The organism is Pseudomonas sp. B8(2017), from assembly GCF_002113575.1.
Taxonomy (GTDB): Bacteria; Pseudomonadota; Gammaproteobacteria; order Pseudomonadales; family Pseudomonadaceae; genus Aquipseudomonas; species Aquipseudomonas putida_Z.
On sequence record NZ_NEIO01000029.1, the window covers coordinates 22,869 to 38,944 of the forward strand.

The following is a 16,076-nucleotide window of genomic DNA, read 5'->3' on the forward strand; positions in this document are numbered from 1 at the left end:
ACTTGTGGGAGCTGGCTTGCCGGCGAAAGGGCCGCAAAGCGGCCCCGGCAATCTCAGCTCAACCTACCGGCTGAGTACTCTATTGGCCCCGCCGGCTGGAATATTTATTGGCCTTGCTGGCCTCATCGCCGGCAAGCCGGCTCCCACAGGCAAAGCACAGGTCCCGAGGCTGTAGGTGGACCTGTGGGAGCTGGCTTGCCGGCGAAAGGGCCGCAAAGCGGCCCCGGCAATCTCAGCTCAACCTACCGGTTGAGTACTCTATTGGCCCCGCCGGCTGGAATATTTATTGGCCTTGCTGGCCTCATCGCCGGCAAGCCGGCTCCCACAGGTAAAGCACAGGTCCCGAGGCTGTAGGTGGACCTGTGGGAGCTGGCTTGCCGGCGAAAGGGCCGCAAAGCGGCCCCGGCAATCTCAGCTCAACCGCCCGGCTGGCGCATACGGCGCCGGGTCAATGATCGGCTCTGCCCCAGTCAACAGGTCGGTAAACAGCTGGCACGAAGCCGGCGCCAGCACCAGCCCGTTGCGGTAATGCCCGCAGTTCAACCACAACCCCGAATGCCCCGGCACCGGCCCGATATACGGAATACCTTCCGGCGACCCTGGCCGCAGCCCGGCCCAGTGCGCCACCACCGTGGCCCCCTCGAGCTCAGGCAACAATTCCACCGCCGAGGCCTTCAGGCTCTCCAACGCCTCCTTGGTCGGGGTCTTGTCGTACCCGGCATGCTCCAGCGTGCTACCCACCAGAATATGCCCGTCGCGCCGCGGGATCGCATAGCGCCCCTTGGCCAGCACCATGCTCGGCAGGAAGTCTTCGGCACATTTGAACAGGATCATCTGGCCCTTCACCGGCTCCACCGGCAATTCCAGGCCGAGCGTACGCAGCAGGTCGCCACTCCAGGCGCCGGCACTGAGCACCACCTCATCCGCCGCCAGCACGCCGTCTGCCGTCTGCACACCGGTCACGCGACCGCCTTGCTGGACAAAACCGGTAATCTGGCAGTGCTCACGCAAGGTCACGTTGGGCAACGCCAGCAACGCCGCCTTGAGCGACTTCACCAGGCGCGGGTTGCGCACGTTGGCCACGCCGGCCATGTAGATGGCACGCTTGAAGCCCAGGCCCAGCACCGGCACCGCGTCATAGGCCGCCGAGATATCCACGGCACTCAGCGGCCGCTGCTCACGCTCGGCCCAGGCCAGCGCTTCGGCCTCGTCGTCCAGGTCGAGCCAGTACAGGCCGGTGGTGTGCACCTCGGGGTCGACGCCGGTGCTGGCGAACAAACGCTCGCCCAGCTGTGGATAAAAGTCTTGTGACCAGTGTGCCAAGGCGGTCACGGCCGGGCTGTAGCGCCACGGGTACAGCGGCGAAACGATGCCACCGCCGGCCCAGGACGACTCGCGGCCGACTTCACCCTGATCACACACCACCACCTGCCCGACCTTCGCCGCCAGGTTGAATGCCGTCAGCAGGCCGATCACCCCGCCACCGACCACCACTACTTGCTTGCTCATCTGTCGATCCAACACCTGAAGTAAATCCGCGATGCACCGGGCATCATTCAACCTTCAGCTTCCCCAGCAGTGCACGCTGTCTTCGACGGCACCCGGATTGCGCTGCACGCCGGCCTGGTCGAGCTGGAAATCGCCACAGCGGTCCTGCGCCATCAGCCCGCTCGGCAGCCGCCGGGCGCGCAGCGTGAAGGTGTCGCTGTCGCGCTGGGCCTGCAGGCTGTAATAGCGGGTACCGTCGGGCAAGGCCGGGTCGCCCTCGGCGTATTGGCCAGTGCGTACGCGGTGGCGCTCCAGGCGCAGGGCGGCATCATGCAGCAGGCCAACCACTTCGCTGCGCGCGGCTCGCCGTAGCTGGTCGCTGTAACTGGGGTAGGCAATGGCTGCCAGAATGCCGGTCACGGCCAACACAATCAACAACTCGATCAGGCTCAAGCCTTGCTGCATGTCAGTCTCCTCGCAATCTCTGGCGCCAGGCAATGCGCCGGGTCGTGTCCTCGCCCATGGCATAGACCGCTTCCAGCACATGCCGTGACTGGGTTTGCAGGCTGACGGCGGTGACGCGGTACAGGGTGACCTGCTGCCCTTCCGGCATATGCGCCGCGTGTTCGCTGGTACCCAGATTCTGCAAATGGAAATAGCCGGTTGGCGTGCGCTGCCACTGCCCGCTCAGGTCATGCGGTCGAGCGGGTGGCGGGCACGCCTCGCAAGGGTCGGGGGGAGCACGCTCGAGCTCGCCTGCCCCAGCCAGCAGCGTGGCCTCGGCCTGCTCCAGCGCCAGCAGGCCTTCGCTCAGATAGCCGGTCATCTGCGTTTGCGCCAGCGCATCTCGCAGGGCCGACGCCGCAAGCAGCCCCAGCAGCATGCTCAGGACCAAGGCCAACAACAGGACGATGCCACGCTGACGACTCATGAGGCCGGCACCGGGTTGCGGATTGCGACGCTCAGTTCATGGTGCTGTTCAAGTTCGAGCGTGGGTTCGTAAAGCGTCAGGGCAATATCCACCCCCTCACCCTGTGCCATTTGCACACGCTGCAAACGCATTGACCGCACATTTTCAACCAGCGGCTGGAAGTTGCTGTTGTTGCGTTTGAATCTCAGCGTATTGCCCCGGAGTTGGTAGACATATCTGCTGATGGGGTAAACCTGTGGGTAGCCCTCCTTCAACTCGTCATCCACAGACACTTCGCTCGTACAGTTCGTGTGCAGGAACCACTGCGGCCCACCGGATTGCCCAGGTAACTCCGCCACGACCAGGCTAAGGGTGGATGCTTCGACTTCCATCGGCCGGGCGAATGCGTGCTCTGCGCTCGTACTGCCGAAGTGCTTTGGCTGCAGTCGCAAGCAGCCGAACATCCCGGTCATGCGGATATCCTGGGCCATTCGCAGCAATGCCAGGCGAGCTTCATCCTGCATGCGTACTGCCGTGCTTTGCAGCCGCCAGGTATGGTGGGCCGAGGTAAATAGCTGGCTGGCCACCGCCAACAGCAGCAACCCGATGGTCAGCGCCAGCATCAGCTCAAGCAAGCCGAAACCACGCTGGGCGCCGCTCATGGCCGCCCCCTTTCATGCTCGCTGTGCGCCGCCATTGCCGCCTGCCCATCGCGGCGCGCGTCCTCCGCAGCCTGCAATGCCTGCAGTTGCAGGCCTGCCGCTGCGAACATACCCACGGCCACCACACCCACCGCCAACAACACTTCCAGAAGCGTCATGCCCCGTTGTCTTGCGTGCATCCCTGCACCTCCTGCGACTTTTCCTGCAAATGCATTGAACCCGGGCGACTGGACCGCCGGTCCAACGACCGTGAAGCTACAGCCAAGCACTTCCAGGGAGGAATGCACGGTGAAGCAACGAGGTGTAACACTGATACAAATGTTGTCGGCCCTGGCGGTGGCCGCATTGCTGACACAGCTCGGCATGCCGGCCTACGCCAGATTGAGCGACGACCTACACAGGGCGGCAGCTGCACGAGACCTGGCGCAGGCGCTGCGCAGCGCGCGCAGCCATGCCATGTTGCAAAGCCAGCCGGTGCTGGTGCAGGCGTTGGAAGGTAATTGGGGGAATGGTTGGCGGGTGATGCTGGAGCATAACCATCAGGTGCTGCGTGAGCAGCGTCTTTCACGGCCGCTGAAGATCACGAGCAATCGAGGTGAGCAGCTGAAATTCAGTGCGCAAGGGGTTCCGCTTGGGGCAACCAGTAATTGGTTAGGTTCAACGATGGAGATTTGCGAGCGCTTGACCGCAACTAGCCAGTATCAAGTGGTGATGGCATCGACTGGCAGGGTCAGGGTAGATATGGGAGAACCAAAAAAATCCCGATGCAAAGACACCACTAGCAGATCAGCGCGGTCAATGTAGGAGCGGCCTTGTGTCGCGAACGGGCCGCAAAGCGGCCCCGGCAATATCAGCTCTAACGCTGAAATCCTGGGGCTGCTTTGCAGCCCGTTCGCGACACAAGGCCGCTCCTACATGGGGATCGCGCAAACTGCGGTCAGATCAGCGACCGAACCCGCAACTCCTTGGGCATGGAGAAGGTGATGTTCTCTTCCCGCCCATCCAGCTCTTCAGCACCGCTGGCGCCCCAGGCCTTGAGCTGCTCGATCACACCACGCACCAGCACTTCGGGGGCCGAAGCACCGGCGGTGATGCCGACCCGTGCCGTCTGCTCGAACCAGCCACGCTGCAGGTCCTCGGCACCGTCGATCAGGTAGGCCGGGGTGCCCATGCGCTCGGCCAGCTCGCGCAGGCGGTTGGAGTTGGAGCTGTTCGGGCTGCCGACTACCAGTACCACGTCGCACTCGTCCGCCAGTTGCTTGACCGCGTCCTGGCGGTTCTGGGTTGCGTAGCAGATGTCGTCCTTGCGCGGGCCGCCAATGTTCGGGAAGCGCGCACGCAGGGCGTCGATGACGCGGCTGGTGTCGTCCATCGACAGCGTGGTCTGGGTGACGAACGCCAGGTGGTCCGGGTCCTTCACCTGCAGGTTGGCAACATCCTCCTCGTCTTCGACGAGGTAGATGGCGCCACCGTTGCTGGCGTCGTACTGGCCCATGGTGCCTTCGACTTCCGGGTGCCCTTCGTGGCCGATGAGGATGCACTCACGGCCGTCGCGGCTGTACTTGGCCACTTCGATGTGCACCTTGGTCACCAGCGGGCAGGTGGCATCGAACACTTTCAGGCCACGGCCAGCGGCTTCCTGGCGCACGGCCTGGGAAACACCGTGGGCACTGAAGATGACGATGACATCGTCCGGTACCTGGTCCAGCTCTTCGACGAAGATGGCGCCGCGGTTGCGCAGGTCTTCCACCACGAACTTGTTGTGCACCACTTCGTGACGCACATAGATCGGCGGGCCGAAGACTTCCAGCGCGCGGTTGACGATCTCGATCGCCCGGTCGACCCCCGCGCAGAAGCCGCGAGGGTTGGCGAGTTTGATTTGCATGCTCGGCTCCAGGCTTACAGGGCCTTCACCTCGAGGATCTCCACCTCGAAGGTCAGGGTCTTGCCAGCCAATGGGTGATTGAAGTCGATGGTCACCTGGTCGTCATCGAACGCTTTGACCACACCGGGCAGCTCGGTGTTGGCGGCGTCGTTGAAGATGATCAACAGCCCTTCGGACAACTCCATGCCCTCGAACTGGGACCGCGGCATGACTTGTACGTTCTGCGGGTTGGGCTGGCCGAAGGCGTTCTCCGGGGCCACCACGACGGTACGCTTGTCACCGCCCTTGAAGCCGAACAGGGCGTTCTCGAAACCTGGCAGCAGGTTGCCATCGCCAACCTTGAAGGTGGCCGGGGCCTTGTCGAACGTGCTGTCGACGGTGTCGCCGTTTTCCAGGTGCAGCGCGAAGTGCAGGGTGACTTCGGTGTTCTGGCCGATACGGGTGTCAGTCATGGACCGGATCCTCGGACTTCTTGCTCTTGAACATATCCAGCGCCAGCATCACCGCACCAACGGTAATGGCGCTGTCGGCCAGGTTGAAGGCCGGGAAGTAATGGCGGTTCTGCCAGTGCACCAGGATGAAGTCGACCACATGGCCGAGCACGACGCGGTCGTACAGGTTGCCGATCGCGCCACCCAGCACCAGCGCCAGCGCCACGGCCAGCCAGGTCTCGTTGCGCCCCAGGCGCTTGAGCCACACCACCAGCACGGCACTGACCACCACGGCGATCAGGGCGAACAGCCAGCGCTGCCAGCCGGAGCTTTCCGCCAGGAAGCTGAAAGCCGCGCCAGTGTTGTAGGCCAGGGTCCAGCTGAAGTAGTCAGGGATGACGACAACCTGCTGGTACATGGTCAGGGCATTGTTGAAATACAGCTTGGTGGCCTGGTCGAGGACCAGTACCACCAGGCTCAGCCAAAGCCATGCAAGGCGCCCGAAGCGCCCCGCTGCAGGGTTAGGCATAGTGGCGCACCTCGCCGGAACCGCTCAGGTTGTCGACGCAACGGCCGCAGATTTCCGGGTGCTCCGGGTGGCTGCCGACGTCAGCGCGGAAGTGCCAGCAACGGCCGCACTTGGCGTGGCCGGACTTGACCACTTGCAGCTTGAGGCCTTCGACTTCGGTGGCCACGGCTTCGGCTGGCGCCTGCACGAACGGCACCACGCTGGCAGCCGAGGTGATCAGCACGAAGCGCAGTTCGTCGCCCAGCTTGCCCAGGTCGGCGCTCAGGCCTTCATCGGCGTACAGGGTGACTTCAGCCTGCAGGTTGCCGCCGATGACCTTGGCGGTACGCTGGTTTTCCAGCTCCTTGTTGACCGATGCCTTGACGGCCATCACGCGGTCCCAGTAGGCGCGGTCCAGTTCGGTGCCTTCCGGCAGTTCGCTCAGGCCTTGATACCAGCCGTTGAGCATTACCGACTCGTTGCGCTCGCCTGGCAGGTACTGCCAGATTTCGTCGGCGGTGAACGCCAGGATCGGCGCGATCCAGCGCACCAGCGCCTCGCTGATGTGGTACAGCGCGGTCTGGCAGGAACGGCGGGCGACACTGTTGGCGCCGGTGGTGTACTGGCGGTCCTTGATGATGTCGAGGTAGAAGCCGCCCAGCTCCTGCACGCAGAAGTTGTGCACCTTGGAGTAGACGTTCCAGAAACGGTACTCGCTGTAGTGCTCTTCCAGCTCGCGTTGCAGCAGCAGGGTGCGGTCTACGGCCCAGCGGTCCAGCGCCAGCATGTCTTCCGGGGCCAGCAGGTCGCGGGCCGGGTCGAAGCCGGACAGGTTGGAGAGCAGGAAGCGTGCAGTGTTGCGGATACGGCGGTAGGCGTCGGCGCTGCGTTGCAGGATCTGCTCGGAAACGGCCATTTCACCGGAATAGTCGGTAGCGGCAACCCACAGGCGCAGGATATCGGCACCCAGGGTGTTGTTGACCTTCTCCGGCTCGATGGTGTTGCCCAGCGACTTGGACATCTTGCGGCCGTTCTCGTCCACGGTGAAGCCGTGGGTCAGCAGCTCGCGGTACGGCGCGTGGCCGTCGATGGCGCAACCGGTCAGCAACGACGAGTGGAACCAGCCGCGGTGCTGGTCGGAACCTTCCAGGTACAGGTCGGCACGCGGGCCGGTGGCGTGGCCGATGTCATGCGAGCCACGCAGCACGTGCCAGTGGGTGGTACCCGAGTCGAACCACACGTCCAGGGTGTCGGTGATCTTGTCGTACTGCTCGGCTTCAGCGCCCAGCAGTTCGGCGGCGTCCAGCTTGAACCAGGCCTCGATGCCTTCCTGTTCGACGCGCTTGGCCACTGCTTCCATCAGCTCGACGGTGCGTGGGTGCAGCTCGCCGGTCTGCTTGTGCAGGAAGAACGGGATCGGCACGCCCCAGTTGCGCTGACGCGAGATGCACCAGTCCGGGCGGTTGGCGATCATCGAATGCAGGCGCGCCTGGCCCCAGGCCGGCACGAACTTGGTGTCCTCGATGGCTTTCAGTGCACGCTCACGCAGCGGCTCGCCGGTGGTCGGCTGCTTGTCCATACCCACGAACCACTGCGCGGTGGCGCGGTAGATCAGCGGGGTCTTGTGGCGCCAGCAGTGCATGTAGCTGTGGCTGATGGTTTCGGTGTGCATCAGCGCACCGACTTCGCTCAGCTTCTCGACGATGGCCGGGTTGGCCTTCCAGATGAACTGGCCGCCGAAGAATGGCAGCGAGTCGACGTACACGCCGTTGCTCTGCACCGGGGTGAGGATGTCGTCGTTGACCATGCCGTAGCGCTTGCAGGTGACGAAGTCGTCTTCACCGTAGGCTGGCGAGGAGTGCACCACGCCGGTACCGGCGCCCAGTTCGACGTAGTCGGCCAGGTAGACTGGCGACAGGCGGTCGTAGAACGGGTGGCGGAAGTTGATCAGTTCCAGCGCCGAACCCTGGGCGGTGGCGATGACCGAGCCTTCCAGGCTGTAGCGTTTGAGGCACGACTCCACCAGCTCTTCGGCCAGTACCAGCAGACGCTCGCCGGTGTCGACCAGGGCGTACTTGAACTCCGGGTGGATGTTCAGCGCCTGGTTGGCCGGGATGGTCCACGGGGTGGTGGTCCAGATCACGATGGCGGCCGGCTTGGCCAGCGAAGCCAGGCCGAAGGCAGCAGCCAGCTTGGCCTCGTCGGCAACCGGGAAGGCAACGTCGATGGTCTGCGATTTCTTGTCGGCGTACTCGACTTCGGCCTCGGCCAGGGCCGAACCGCAATCGAAGCACCAGTTCACCGGCTTCAGGCCCTTGAACACGAAACCTTGCTTGACCATCTCGGCCAGGGCGCGGATTTCGCCGGCCTCGTTGGCAAAGTTCATGGTCTTGTACGGGTTGTCCCAGTCACCCAGCACGCCCAGGCGGATGAACTCGGTCTTCTGCCCTTCAATCTGCTCGGCGGCGTACTCGCGGCACAGCTCGCGGGTGCGGTCGGCGGACAGGTGCTTGCCGTGGGTGACCTCGACCTTGTGCTCGATCGGCAGGCCATGGCAGTCCCAGCCCGGCACATACGGCGCATCGAAGCCGGCCAGGGTCTTGGAACGGACGATCATGTCCTTGAGGATCTTGTTCAGCGCATGACCGATGTGAATCTTGCCGTTGGCATAGGGCGGGCCGTCGTGCAGGACGAACTTGGGACGATCCTTGCCAATTTCGCGCAGCTTCTGGTACAGGCCAATGCTGTCCCAGCGCTGCAGGATCTGCGGTTCGCGCTGAGGCAGGCCGGCCTTCATGGGGAAGGCGGTGTCCGGAAGGTTAAGCGTGGCTTTGTAGTCGGTCATTTCAGGCTCTTCGTTAACGGTTGAGCGTGCCAATGTGCACGTGCGGCGGCGATATCCGCATCGATCGCCGACTTCAGCGCCTCCAGGGAGGCGAATCGCTGCTCTTCACGCAGCTTGTGGTGGAACTCCACCGTCAGGCGCCGACCGTAAAGGTCGCCGGCATAGTCCAGCAGATGAATCTCCAGGTGCGGGCGCCCGTCACCGGCAACGGTGGGGCGCACGCCGATATTGCCGACACCCGGCCAGGCCTTGCCGTCGATTTCGATGCTGGCCAGGTAGACCCCGGACAGCGGCACGCGGCGGCGCTTGAGCTGGATGTTGGCGGTAGGTGTGCCGAGCTGGCGGGCCAGCTTCTGGCCATGCAACACGCGGCCGCTGATGCGATACGGGCGGCCCAACAGGTGCTCGGCCAGCTCGAAGTTGCCTTCGGACAGGGCCTTGCGCACTTTGGTGCTGCTGACCCGCAGGCCGTCCTGGATCACCGTGTTGGCAGCCTCGACGGTGAAGCCGTACTGCTTGCCGGCCTCGACCAGGAAGGCGAAGTCGCCAGCGCGGTCGCAGCCGAAGCGGAAGTCATCGCCCACTTCGAGGTGGCGTACACCCAGGCCGTCGACCAGGATGGCCTTGACGAAGGCATCGGCACTGAGCTTGCTCAGGCGCTGGTTGAATGCCAGGCACAGCACCCGGTCGATACCCTCGGCCGCCAGCAGCTCGATCTTGTCACGCAGGCGGGCCAGGCGAGCCGGCGCGGTGTCGGGGGCGAAGTACTCGCGTGGTTGCGGTTCGAAGATCACCACGCAGGTCGGCAGGCCCAAGGCCTGGCCGCGCTCGCGCAGGCGCGCCAGGATCGCCTGGTGGCCGCGGTGAACCCCGTCGAAGTTGCCTATGGTGGCGACACAGCCCCGGTGCTCGGGGCGCAGGTTGTGAAGACCTCGAACCAGCTGCATAACGCGCTTCTTGCTCATAAAGTGGCCGATTATAACCACACCCGGGCGCTGGTGACAGGCAGCAGCGCCCAAGGGCGGCGTGGAATGCGAAAAACCGACGCCTGACCCGCCCGATGCCTTAGTGCAAGGCCTTGCGGGCGAAATGCCGAGGCCGGAAGCCGCACAGGTACAGGCAGCCGAAATAGGTCACGATGCCCGCCAGTACCAGAGCCCCCAGGCGCACCAGGCGCTCGAGCATGTTGCCCTGCTCCCAGGCCGGCAGGTAATGCATGCCGGCCAGCAACACCGCCGACATCAGCCCCACTGCCAGCACCAGCTTGAGCAGGAACATCGCCCAGCCTGGCTGCGGCTGGAACAGCTGTTGGCTGCGCAGCTTCCAGAACAGCAGGCCGGCGTTCAGGCAGGCCCCCAGGCTGATCGCCAGGGCCAGGCCGGCATGCGCGAGCGGGCCGATCAGGGCCAGGTTGAACAGTTGGGTGCAGACCAGGGTGAATACCGCGATCTTCACCGGTGTACGGATATTCTGCTGCGCATAGAAGCCCGGTGCCAGTACCTTGACCAGAATGATCGCCAGCAAGCCCACGGAATAGGCGATCAGCGCCTTCTGGGTCATGGCCGCGTCGACGGCGGTGAACTTGCCGTACTGGAACAGCGCCACGGTCAATGGCTCGGCGAGGATGGCCAGGGCCAGGGTGCATGGCAGCACCAGCAGGAAGCACAGGCGCAGGCCCCAGTCGAGGATCCGCGAGTATTCCTCGCGGTCCTTGTTGGCGTAGGTCTTGGCCAGCGTCGGCAGCAATATGGTGCCCAGGGCCACCCCCAGCACGCCGGAAGGCAGCTCCATGAGGCGGTCGGCGTAATACATCCACGACACCGAACCGGCCACCAGGAAGGAGGCGAAGATGGTGTTGATGATCAGCGAGATCTGGCTCACCGACACCCCGAGGATCGCCGGCAGCATCTGCTTGAGCACCCGCCACACACCGGCATCACGCAGGTTCAGACGTGGCAGCACGAGCATGCCGATCTTCTTCAGCGCTGGCAGCTGGTACAGCAACTGCGCCAGGCCGCCCGCCAGAACGCCCCAGGCCAGGGCCATGATCGGCGGGTCGAAATACGGCGTGAGCAGCACGGCGAAGGCGATCATCGCCACGTTCAGCAGGGTCGGGGTAAAGGCCGGTACCGAGAAACGGTTCCAGGTATTGAGGATCGCCCCGGCCAGGGACGACAGCGAGATCAGCAATATATAAGGAAAAGTCACCCGCAACAGGGCGGTGGTCAGCTCGTATTTTTCGGCACTGTCGACAAAGCCTGGTGCGGTCGCCCACACCACCCACGGTGCCGCCAGTATGCCAATGGCGGTCACCAGCGCCAGAACCAGGGTCAGCAGGCCACTGACATAGGCAACGAAGGTGCGGGTCGCCTCCTCGCCTTGCTGGGTCTTGTATTCGGCCAGGATCGGCACGAAGGCCTGGGAAAACGCACCCTCGGCGAAGATGCGCCGCAGCAGGTTGGGCAGCTTGAAGGCGATGAAGAAGGCATCGGTGGCGATGCCGGCACCGAAAACACGCGCCAGGATGGTGTCGCGGACAAAGCCCAGCACCCGCGAAATCATGGTGATCGAGCTTACCGCAGCCAGGGATTTGAGCAGGTTCATCGAAAAGATTCACGCCAAGGGCAGAGGACGCTGCCAGACAGCGTCCGAATGTGCGATACTCCCGCGCCTTCGCAGGGGAGCCAAAAATTCCCGAGTTTACAGGTCGCGCAGCAGAAAGGAATATTTCCCTCTTGTTGGCGCACCGCTCGGCGGAACCTTGCAGGTGGCCTTGACATCCGTTCGACTGATCGGCATGATTCGCGGCCTATTTTGTTTGCTATTTACCTAAAGTCTTTCGAGGAGCTCGACGGTGGCCAACACACCTTCCGCCAAGAAACGTGCAAAACAGGCTGAGAAGCGTCGCAGCCACAACGCCAGCCTGCGTTCCATGGTCCGCACCTACATCAAGAATGTAGTCAAGGCCATCGACGCAAAAGACGCCGAAAAAGCGCAAGCCGCTTACGTTCTGGCTGTGCCTGTAATCGACCGTATGGCCGACAAGGGCATCATCCACAAGAACAAGGCTGCTCGTCACAAAGGCCGTCTGAATGGCCACATCAAGGCGCTGAAAGAAGCTGCAGCTGCCTAAGCGACGTGCTAGTCGAAAAACCGACCCTAGGGTCGGTTTTTTGTTGCCTGCGATTTGTGCATATCGCCGCCTCGCTGCTGCGACCTATGCAACATCGCCGATCCGCTTTTGTAGGAGCGGCCTTGTGTCGCGATCGGGCTGCGCAGCAGCCCCAGCAATATCAGCATCGACGCTGAAACCGAGGGGCTGCTGCGCAGCCCGATCGCGACACAAGGCCGCTCCTACAAAAAGCAGGGCCGTGTTTGCCCAGTGTGCTACTTCGCTATCTGAATCTTCGGCGCCCATTGCAGCCATTCATCCTCGGCCTTGTCGAACAAGGCGAACGTCTGCTGCGGCCGTGCCGGGTTGCCCATCTGCTCGCCATCCGGCGTGGCAAAGGCGATACCGCCGTCGATCATGGTCTCCACCGACTCGGTACGCACCGTAACCCCCTTGACCAGACCCCAGTCGAAACCGAAGCCGCTGCTGTTCCAGAAGCGACTACCGCTACGCACCAGGGCCGCATAGCGCGGTTCGATCAAGATATGGATCAACACACGGTCAGCGCTCTGGCCCAGCTCGAAGCCCGTCACCTTGCCCACCGCAACCTCACGGTAGGTCACCGGCACGCCCGGCTTGATCGAGCCACGGCGCGGAGCGCTCAGCGTCAACGGCAGGCCGACTTCAGGCCCTGCCACCTGCGGGGCGTCGGCCAAGGCGATGAAATCGCGCTGTGGGCCACGGTCCTTGGCAGCCGGCTGCACTTCCAGGTACTGCCCGCCCACCAAGGTGTCGAGGTTCTGCGTGCGCACCAGGCCAAAGGCCGGCTTGACCACCCAGAACTGCGTACCGACGCGGGCGATACGGTCCGCTGCTTCGGTAATGCGCGCCCGCAGCAACACCGCCTGCAAGTCATCGGTCAGGTCGACGCTCTCGACGCTACCCACATCCAGGCCGCGGAAGCGTATCGCCGTGCCAGGCTTGAGGCCGTCGGCACGGTCCACACGAATGGTGATCAACGTACCCGCGCGGTTGACCGCCTCCTGGCTGTCATGCAGGCGGAAGCGTGGAATGTGGCGTTTGAGCGGCACATCAGGCCGTGGCGTATCGAACGCGATACCACCAGCCATCAGGGTCTGCAGTGATTCACTCTTGATCTTGATGCCCGACAGGCCGCCCGTCAGGGTGATGCCACTGACATTCCAGAAGCGCGACGAACCGTTGACCAGCTTTTCGTATTCCTTCTCGATATGCACACCGATCAGGATGCGATTGCTGTTGCGGGCGAACTGGTAGCTTTGCACGCTACCCACCTTCACCTGGCGGTACATGACCGGGCTACCGACTTCCAGCGAACCCAGGGTGTCGGCGAACAGCACCATGTGCAGGCCTGGTGCCTTGAGGTCGAGCGGCGGTGCCTTGGCGCGGGCTTCGAACTCACGCTCTGGCCGCGCACCCTTCTCACCAGGGCGAATGGCGATGTAGTTACCCTTGACCAGCGCTTCCAGGCCGGTGATACCCGCCAGGGAAATCGATGGTTTGACCACCCAGAACTGCGTGCCCTCGACCAGATAATCCTCGGCCAGCGGGTCCAGAGTAAGCTCGGCCGATGCACTGGCCAGGTTGTCCGCCATTGTCAGGGCTTTGAGCGAGCCCACCTGGATGCCCTTGTACATGACCGGTGTACGGCCCGCCTGCAGGCCCTCGTAATCGCTCAATTTCACCTTTACCCGGATGCCGGCCTGGGCCGCATCGAAGTCCTCATACAGACGGAACGGCAGGTTCGAGTCGGTAGGTGGGCTGTCCTTGCGGTGTTCCGGCGTGGCAAAGGCGATACCACCGGCAACAATGCTCGACAGCGATTCGCTACGCACTTTCACGCCCGAGAGCGAGGCATCGATGCTGACGCCGCTGGCATTCCAGAAACGCGTGTGCTTGCGCACCAGGCTGGCATAGGCCGGCTCGATGAAGACCTTGATCTCGACGGTGCTCTGGTCCTCGGACAGGCGGTAGCTTTTGACCCGGCCAACCTGGATCTGCTTGTAGAACACCGGGCTGTCACGGTTGAGCGACCCCAGCCGCTCGGCCTTGAGGGTAAGGTGCAGGCCCGGCTCGGTGTCCGAAAGCGGCGGTGCCACCTTCAAGGCGGTAAAACGCTTGGTGCGCTCCCCCTCCCCCGGGCTGACGGCGATGTAGTTGCCTGACACCAGTGTTTCAAGACCGGAAATACCTGCCAGGCTGACGCTCGGCTTCACCAGCCAGAAACGCGTACCTTTGGTCAGGTGAGGCTCGGCAGCCTTGTTCATCTCGATGGTGGCGATCACCCCCTGGTTATCACCCTTGGCGTCGAGCACCAGGCTTTTGACCTTGCCAACCGGCATGCCCTTGTAGATCACCTCGGTCTTGTTGGCGACGATACCCTCGCCCGACTCGAAGCGAACCTCAATTTCCACGCCGGCATCACGATAAGCCTGCCACGCAAGCCAGCCACCGATCATCAAGGCGATCAAAGGCAGGATCCATATGGCCGACCAGTTCGAGGCTGGGCGGGTTTTAGCCGTTGGCAGGTCACTCATGGTCGTCATCCGACTCCGTGTTATCCCAAATCAGTCGGGGATCGAAAGTTAAAGCGGCAAGCATTGTCAGGATCACCACAGTTGCAAAGGCGACAGCGCCCAGGTTGGCTTCGACACTGGCTATTCGGCCGAAATTCACCACCGCCACCAGGATGGCGATGACGAAGATATCGAGCATGGACCAGCGCCCAATGAATTCGATGAAGCGGTACATCAATATCCGTTGCCGCGCCGAAAGCGGCTGCCGGCGCTGAACGGAGTACAACAGCAAGCCGATGCCCACCAGTTTGAATGTGGGCACCAGGATACTGGCAATGAACACCACGGCAGCAATGGGCACCATGCCATGCTTGAGCAAGGTGATGACGCCGGACATGATCGTGTCGGGGCTGCCTTGGCCCAGGGTGCTCACGGTCATGATCGGCAGCATGTTGGCCGGGATGTACAGGATCGACGCGGCAATCAGCAGCGCCCAGGTGCGCGCGATGCTGTTCGGCCGACGGGCATGCACGATGGCACCGCAGCGTGTACAAGTTTGTGAAGTGCTGTCTGGCTGTTGCCTGTTCAGCTCATGACACTCATTGCAGACAAGAATGCCTGCATCAATCGCCCGCATGCAGGTCCTCCCCTGATAGCGCACTCCAGATCTGGTGCGGTGACATCACCACCTCGAGCCACACCTGGATCAATAACAGGCTGATGAAGCAGAACAGCCCCAGGCCCACGGTCAGCTCGGCCAGGTCCACCAGCTTGACGATGGCCACCAGCACGCCCATGAAATAGACCTCGAGCATGCCCCAGTCACGCAAGTGGTGATAGATGCGGTAGAACAGCAGGCCGAAACTACGCCCCACGTTCAGGCGGATGCTCAGGAGCACGACCAGCTGACAGAGCAGTTTTGCCAGAGGGATGGCCATGCTGCACAGGAACACCACCACGGCCACGCCGCGCATTTCCGAGTTGTACAGGCCCAGCACGCCGCTCCAGACGGTATCGTCCGATGTCTGGCCAAGCAGGTGCAGTTGCATGATCGGCAGGAAATTGGCAGGCACAAACAGCAGCAAGGCGGTGAGTACCAAGGCCAGGCTGCGGTTGACCACATTGTGCCGATGGGCGTAGAGCTCGTAGCCGCAGCGCGGGCATTGGGCCTTCTCATCATGCTGGAGCACGGGCTTGCGCAGCAGCAGGTCGCATTCATGGCAGGCGACAAGCTGGTCCAGCGGCAACTGAGCCAAGGTTTCAGGTTCGACAGGATTGGGCATATAGCGCTTCTGAATAGGTGCGTGGGCCTATTCTAGTGTTCTGGCTCGAATTGTGGGAGGCAACATAACAGCGGGCCTGCGCGACCTTTGTAGGAGCGGCCTTGTGTCGCGATCGGGCGCGAAGCGGCCGTAAAACCTGTATCCCGGGTCTCACAGATAGACCGCGGCGCCTGGATTGCGGCCGCTTCGCGCCCGATCGCGACACAAGGCCGCTCCTACAGGGATCGCACAAGGCCGGGGATTTGAGTGAGGCTTGGGGAGCTCTAGGGCCAGAAAGACAAAACCCCTACCTGCATGTGCAGATAGGGGTTTTGCGAAATGAATCTTGACGATGACCTACTCTCACATGGGGAAACCCCACACTACCATCGGCGATGCATCGTTTCACTGCTGAGTT

The 16,076-nt window shown here is 62.9% G+C and carries 16 protein-coding genes; 2 read left to right on the plus strand and 14 right to left on the minus strand.

Annotated features, from left to right (window positions below):
• Window positions 1–411 precede the first annotated feature (411 nt).
• Genes thiO through CAG22_RS25475 form a run of 5 tightly spaced genes read right to left on the minus strand, consistent with a single transcriptional unit; the run spans window position 412 to window position 3,239 of the window.
• Window positions 412–1,509, minus strand: coding sequence for a glycine oxidase ThiO (thiO, locus tag CAG22_RS25455; RefSeq protein WP_085706419.1), 1,098 nt, complete (start codon window positions 1,507–1,509; stop codon window positions 412–414).
• Window positions 1,510–1,563: 54 nt separating this feature from the next.
• The gene (locus CAG22_RS25460; protein WP_013970758.1) at window positions 1,564–1,953 is read right to left on the minus strand and encodes a type IV pilin protein; all 390 of its coding nucleotides are present in this window, start codon (window positions 1,951–1,953) and stop codon (window positions 1,564–1,566) included.
• 1 nt (window position 1,954) lies between these two features.
• The gene (locus tag CAG22_RS25465; protein WP_085592508.1) at window positions 1,955–2,419 is read right to left on the minus strand and encodes a hypothetical protein; all 465 of its coding nucleotides are present in this window, start codon (window positions 2,417–2,419) and stop codon (window positions 1,955–1,957) included.
• Complete coding sequence (locus tag CAG22_RS25470; protein WP_085592506.1) at window positions 2,416–3,060, minus strand: PilW family protein; 645 nt, start codon at window positions 3,058–3,060, stop codon at window positions 2,416–2,418. Before CAG22_RS25470 ends, CAG22_RS25465 begins: the two co-directional genes overlap by 4 nt.
• Entirely contained in the window at window positions 3,057–3,239 is a 183-nt protein-coding gene (locus CAG22_RS25475; protein WP_085592504.1) for a prepilin-type N-terminal cleavage/methylation domain-containing protein, read from the minus strand. Before CAG22_RS25475 ends, CAG22_RS25470 begins: the two co-directional genes overlap by 4 nt.
• Window positions 3,240–3,348: 109 nt before the next feature.
• Here CAG22_RS25475 and CAG22_RS25480 point away from each other — a divergent pair, with 109 nt between their 5' ends.
• Entirely contained in the window at window positions 3,349–3,864 is a 516-nt protein-coding gene (locus tag CAG22_RS25480; protein ID WP_085592502.1) for a GspH/FimT family protein, read from the plus strand.
• A 133-nt stretch (window positions 3,865–3,997) separates the two neighbouring features.
• Here the strand turns inward: CAG22_RS25480 and ispH are convergent, their stop codons facing one another.
• The 6 genes from ispH to murJ form a co-directional block, all read right to left on the minus strand.
• The gene (gene ispH, locus CAG22_RS25485; RefSeq protein ID WP_025337597.1) at window positions 3,998–4,945 is read right to left on the minus strand and encodes a 4-hydroxy-3-methylbut-2-enyl diphosphate reductase; all 948 of its coding nucleotides are present in this window, start codon (window positions 4,943–4,945) and stop codon (window positions 3,998–4,000) included.
• Window positions 4,946–4,959: 14 nt separating this feature from the next.
• A complete protein-coding gene (gene fkpB / locus CAG22_RS25490; protein ID WP_003258215.1) occupies window positions 4,960–5,397 on the minus strand; it encodes an FKBP-type peptidyl-prolyl cis-trans isomerase in 438 nt (145 codons plus the stop codon).
• Window positions 5,390–5,905: a signal peptidase II gene (gene lspA / locus CAG22_RS25495; protein WP_025337596.1), complete on the minus strand. Its 516-nt coding sequence runs from the start codon at window positions 5,903–5,905 to the stop codon at window positions 5,390–5,392. The genes fkpB and lspA overlap by 8 nt, the downstream gene beginning before the upstream one ends.
• Window positions 5,898–8,729, minus strand: a complete 2,832-nt coding sequence (gene ileS, locus CAG22_RS25500) for an isoleucine--tRNA ligase (protein ID WP_085706420.1) — start codon at window positions 8,727–8,729, stop codon at window positions 5,898–5,900. The genes lspA and ileS overlap by 8 nt, the downstream gene beginning before the upstream one ends.
• Window positions 8,726–9,676, minus strand: a complete 951-nt coding sequence (gene ribF / locus CAG22_RS25505) for a bifunctional riboflavin kinase/FAD synthetase (RefSeq protein ID WP_085706421.1) — start codon at window positions 9,674–9,676, stop codon at window positions 8,726–8,728. Before ribF ends, ileS begins: the two co-directional genes overlap by 4 nt.
• Before the next feature lie 118 nt (window positions 9,677–9,794).
• Window positions 9,795–11,333 carry a murein biosynthesis integral membrane protein MurJ gene (gene murJ / locus CAG22_RS25510; protein ID WP_085706422.1) on the minus strand — a complete coding sequence of 513 codons (1,539 nt, stop codon included), beginning with the start codon at window positions 11,331–11,333 and terminating at the stop codon, window positions 9,795–9,797.
• A gap of 250 nt (window positions 11,334–11,583) precedes the next feature.
• On the opposite strand from murJ, the gene rpsT reads away from it, so the two are divergent.
• Complete coding sequence (gene rpsT, locus CAG22_RS25515) at window positions 11,584–11,862, plus strand: 30S ribosomal protein S20 (protein WP_003247625.1); 279 nt, start codon at window positions 11,584–11,586, stop codon at window positions 11,860–11,862.
• A 254-nt stretch (window positions 11,863–12,116) separates the two neighbouring features.
• Here the strand turns inward: rpsT and CAG22_RS25520 are convergent, their stop codons facing one another.
• From CAG22_RS25520 to CAG22_RS25530, 3 genes are read right to left on the minus strand one after another with little or no spacing between them, the layout of a single operon-like run.
• Entirely contained in the window at window positions 12,117–14,417 is a 2,301-nt protein-coding gene (locus CAG22_RS25520; RefSeq protein ID WP_085706423.1) for a PqiB family protein, read from the minus strand.
• Window positions 14,410–15,033, minus strand: a complete 624-nt coding sequence (locus tag CAG22_RS25525; protein ID WP_015268842.1) for a paraquat-inducible protein A — start codon at window positions 15,031–15,033, stop codon at window positions 14,410–14,412. The genes CAG22_RS25520 and CAG22_RS25525 overlap by 8 nt, the downstream gene beginning before the upstream one ends.
• Window positions 15,020–15,679 carry a paraquat-inducible protein A gene (locus tag CAG22_RS25530; protein WP_025337591.1) on the minus strand — a complete coding sequence of 220 codons (660 nt, stop codon included), beginning with the start codon at window positions 15,677–15,679 and terminating at the stop codon, window positions 15,020–15,022. The genes CAG22_RS25525 and CAG22_RS25530 overlap by 14 nt, the downstream gene beginning before the upstream one ends.
• Between the last annotated feature and the right edge of the window lie 397 nt (window positions 15,680–16,076).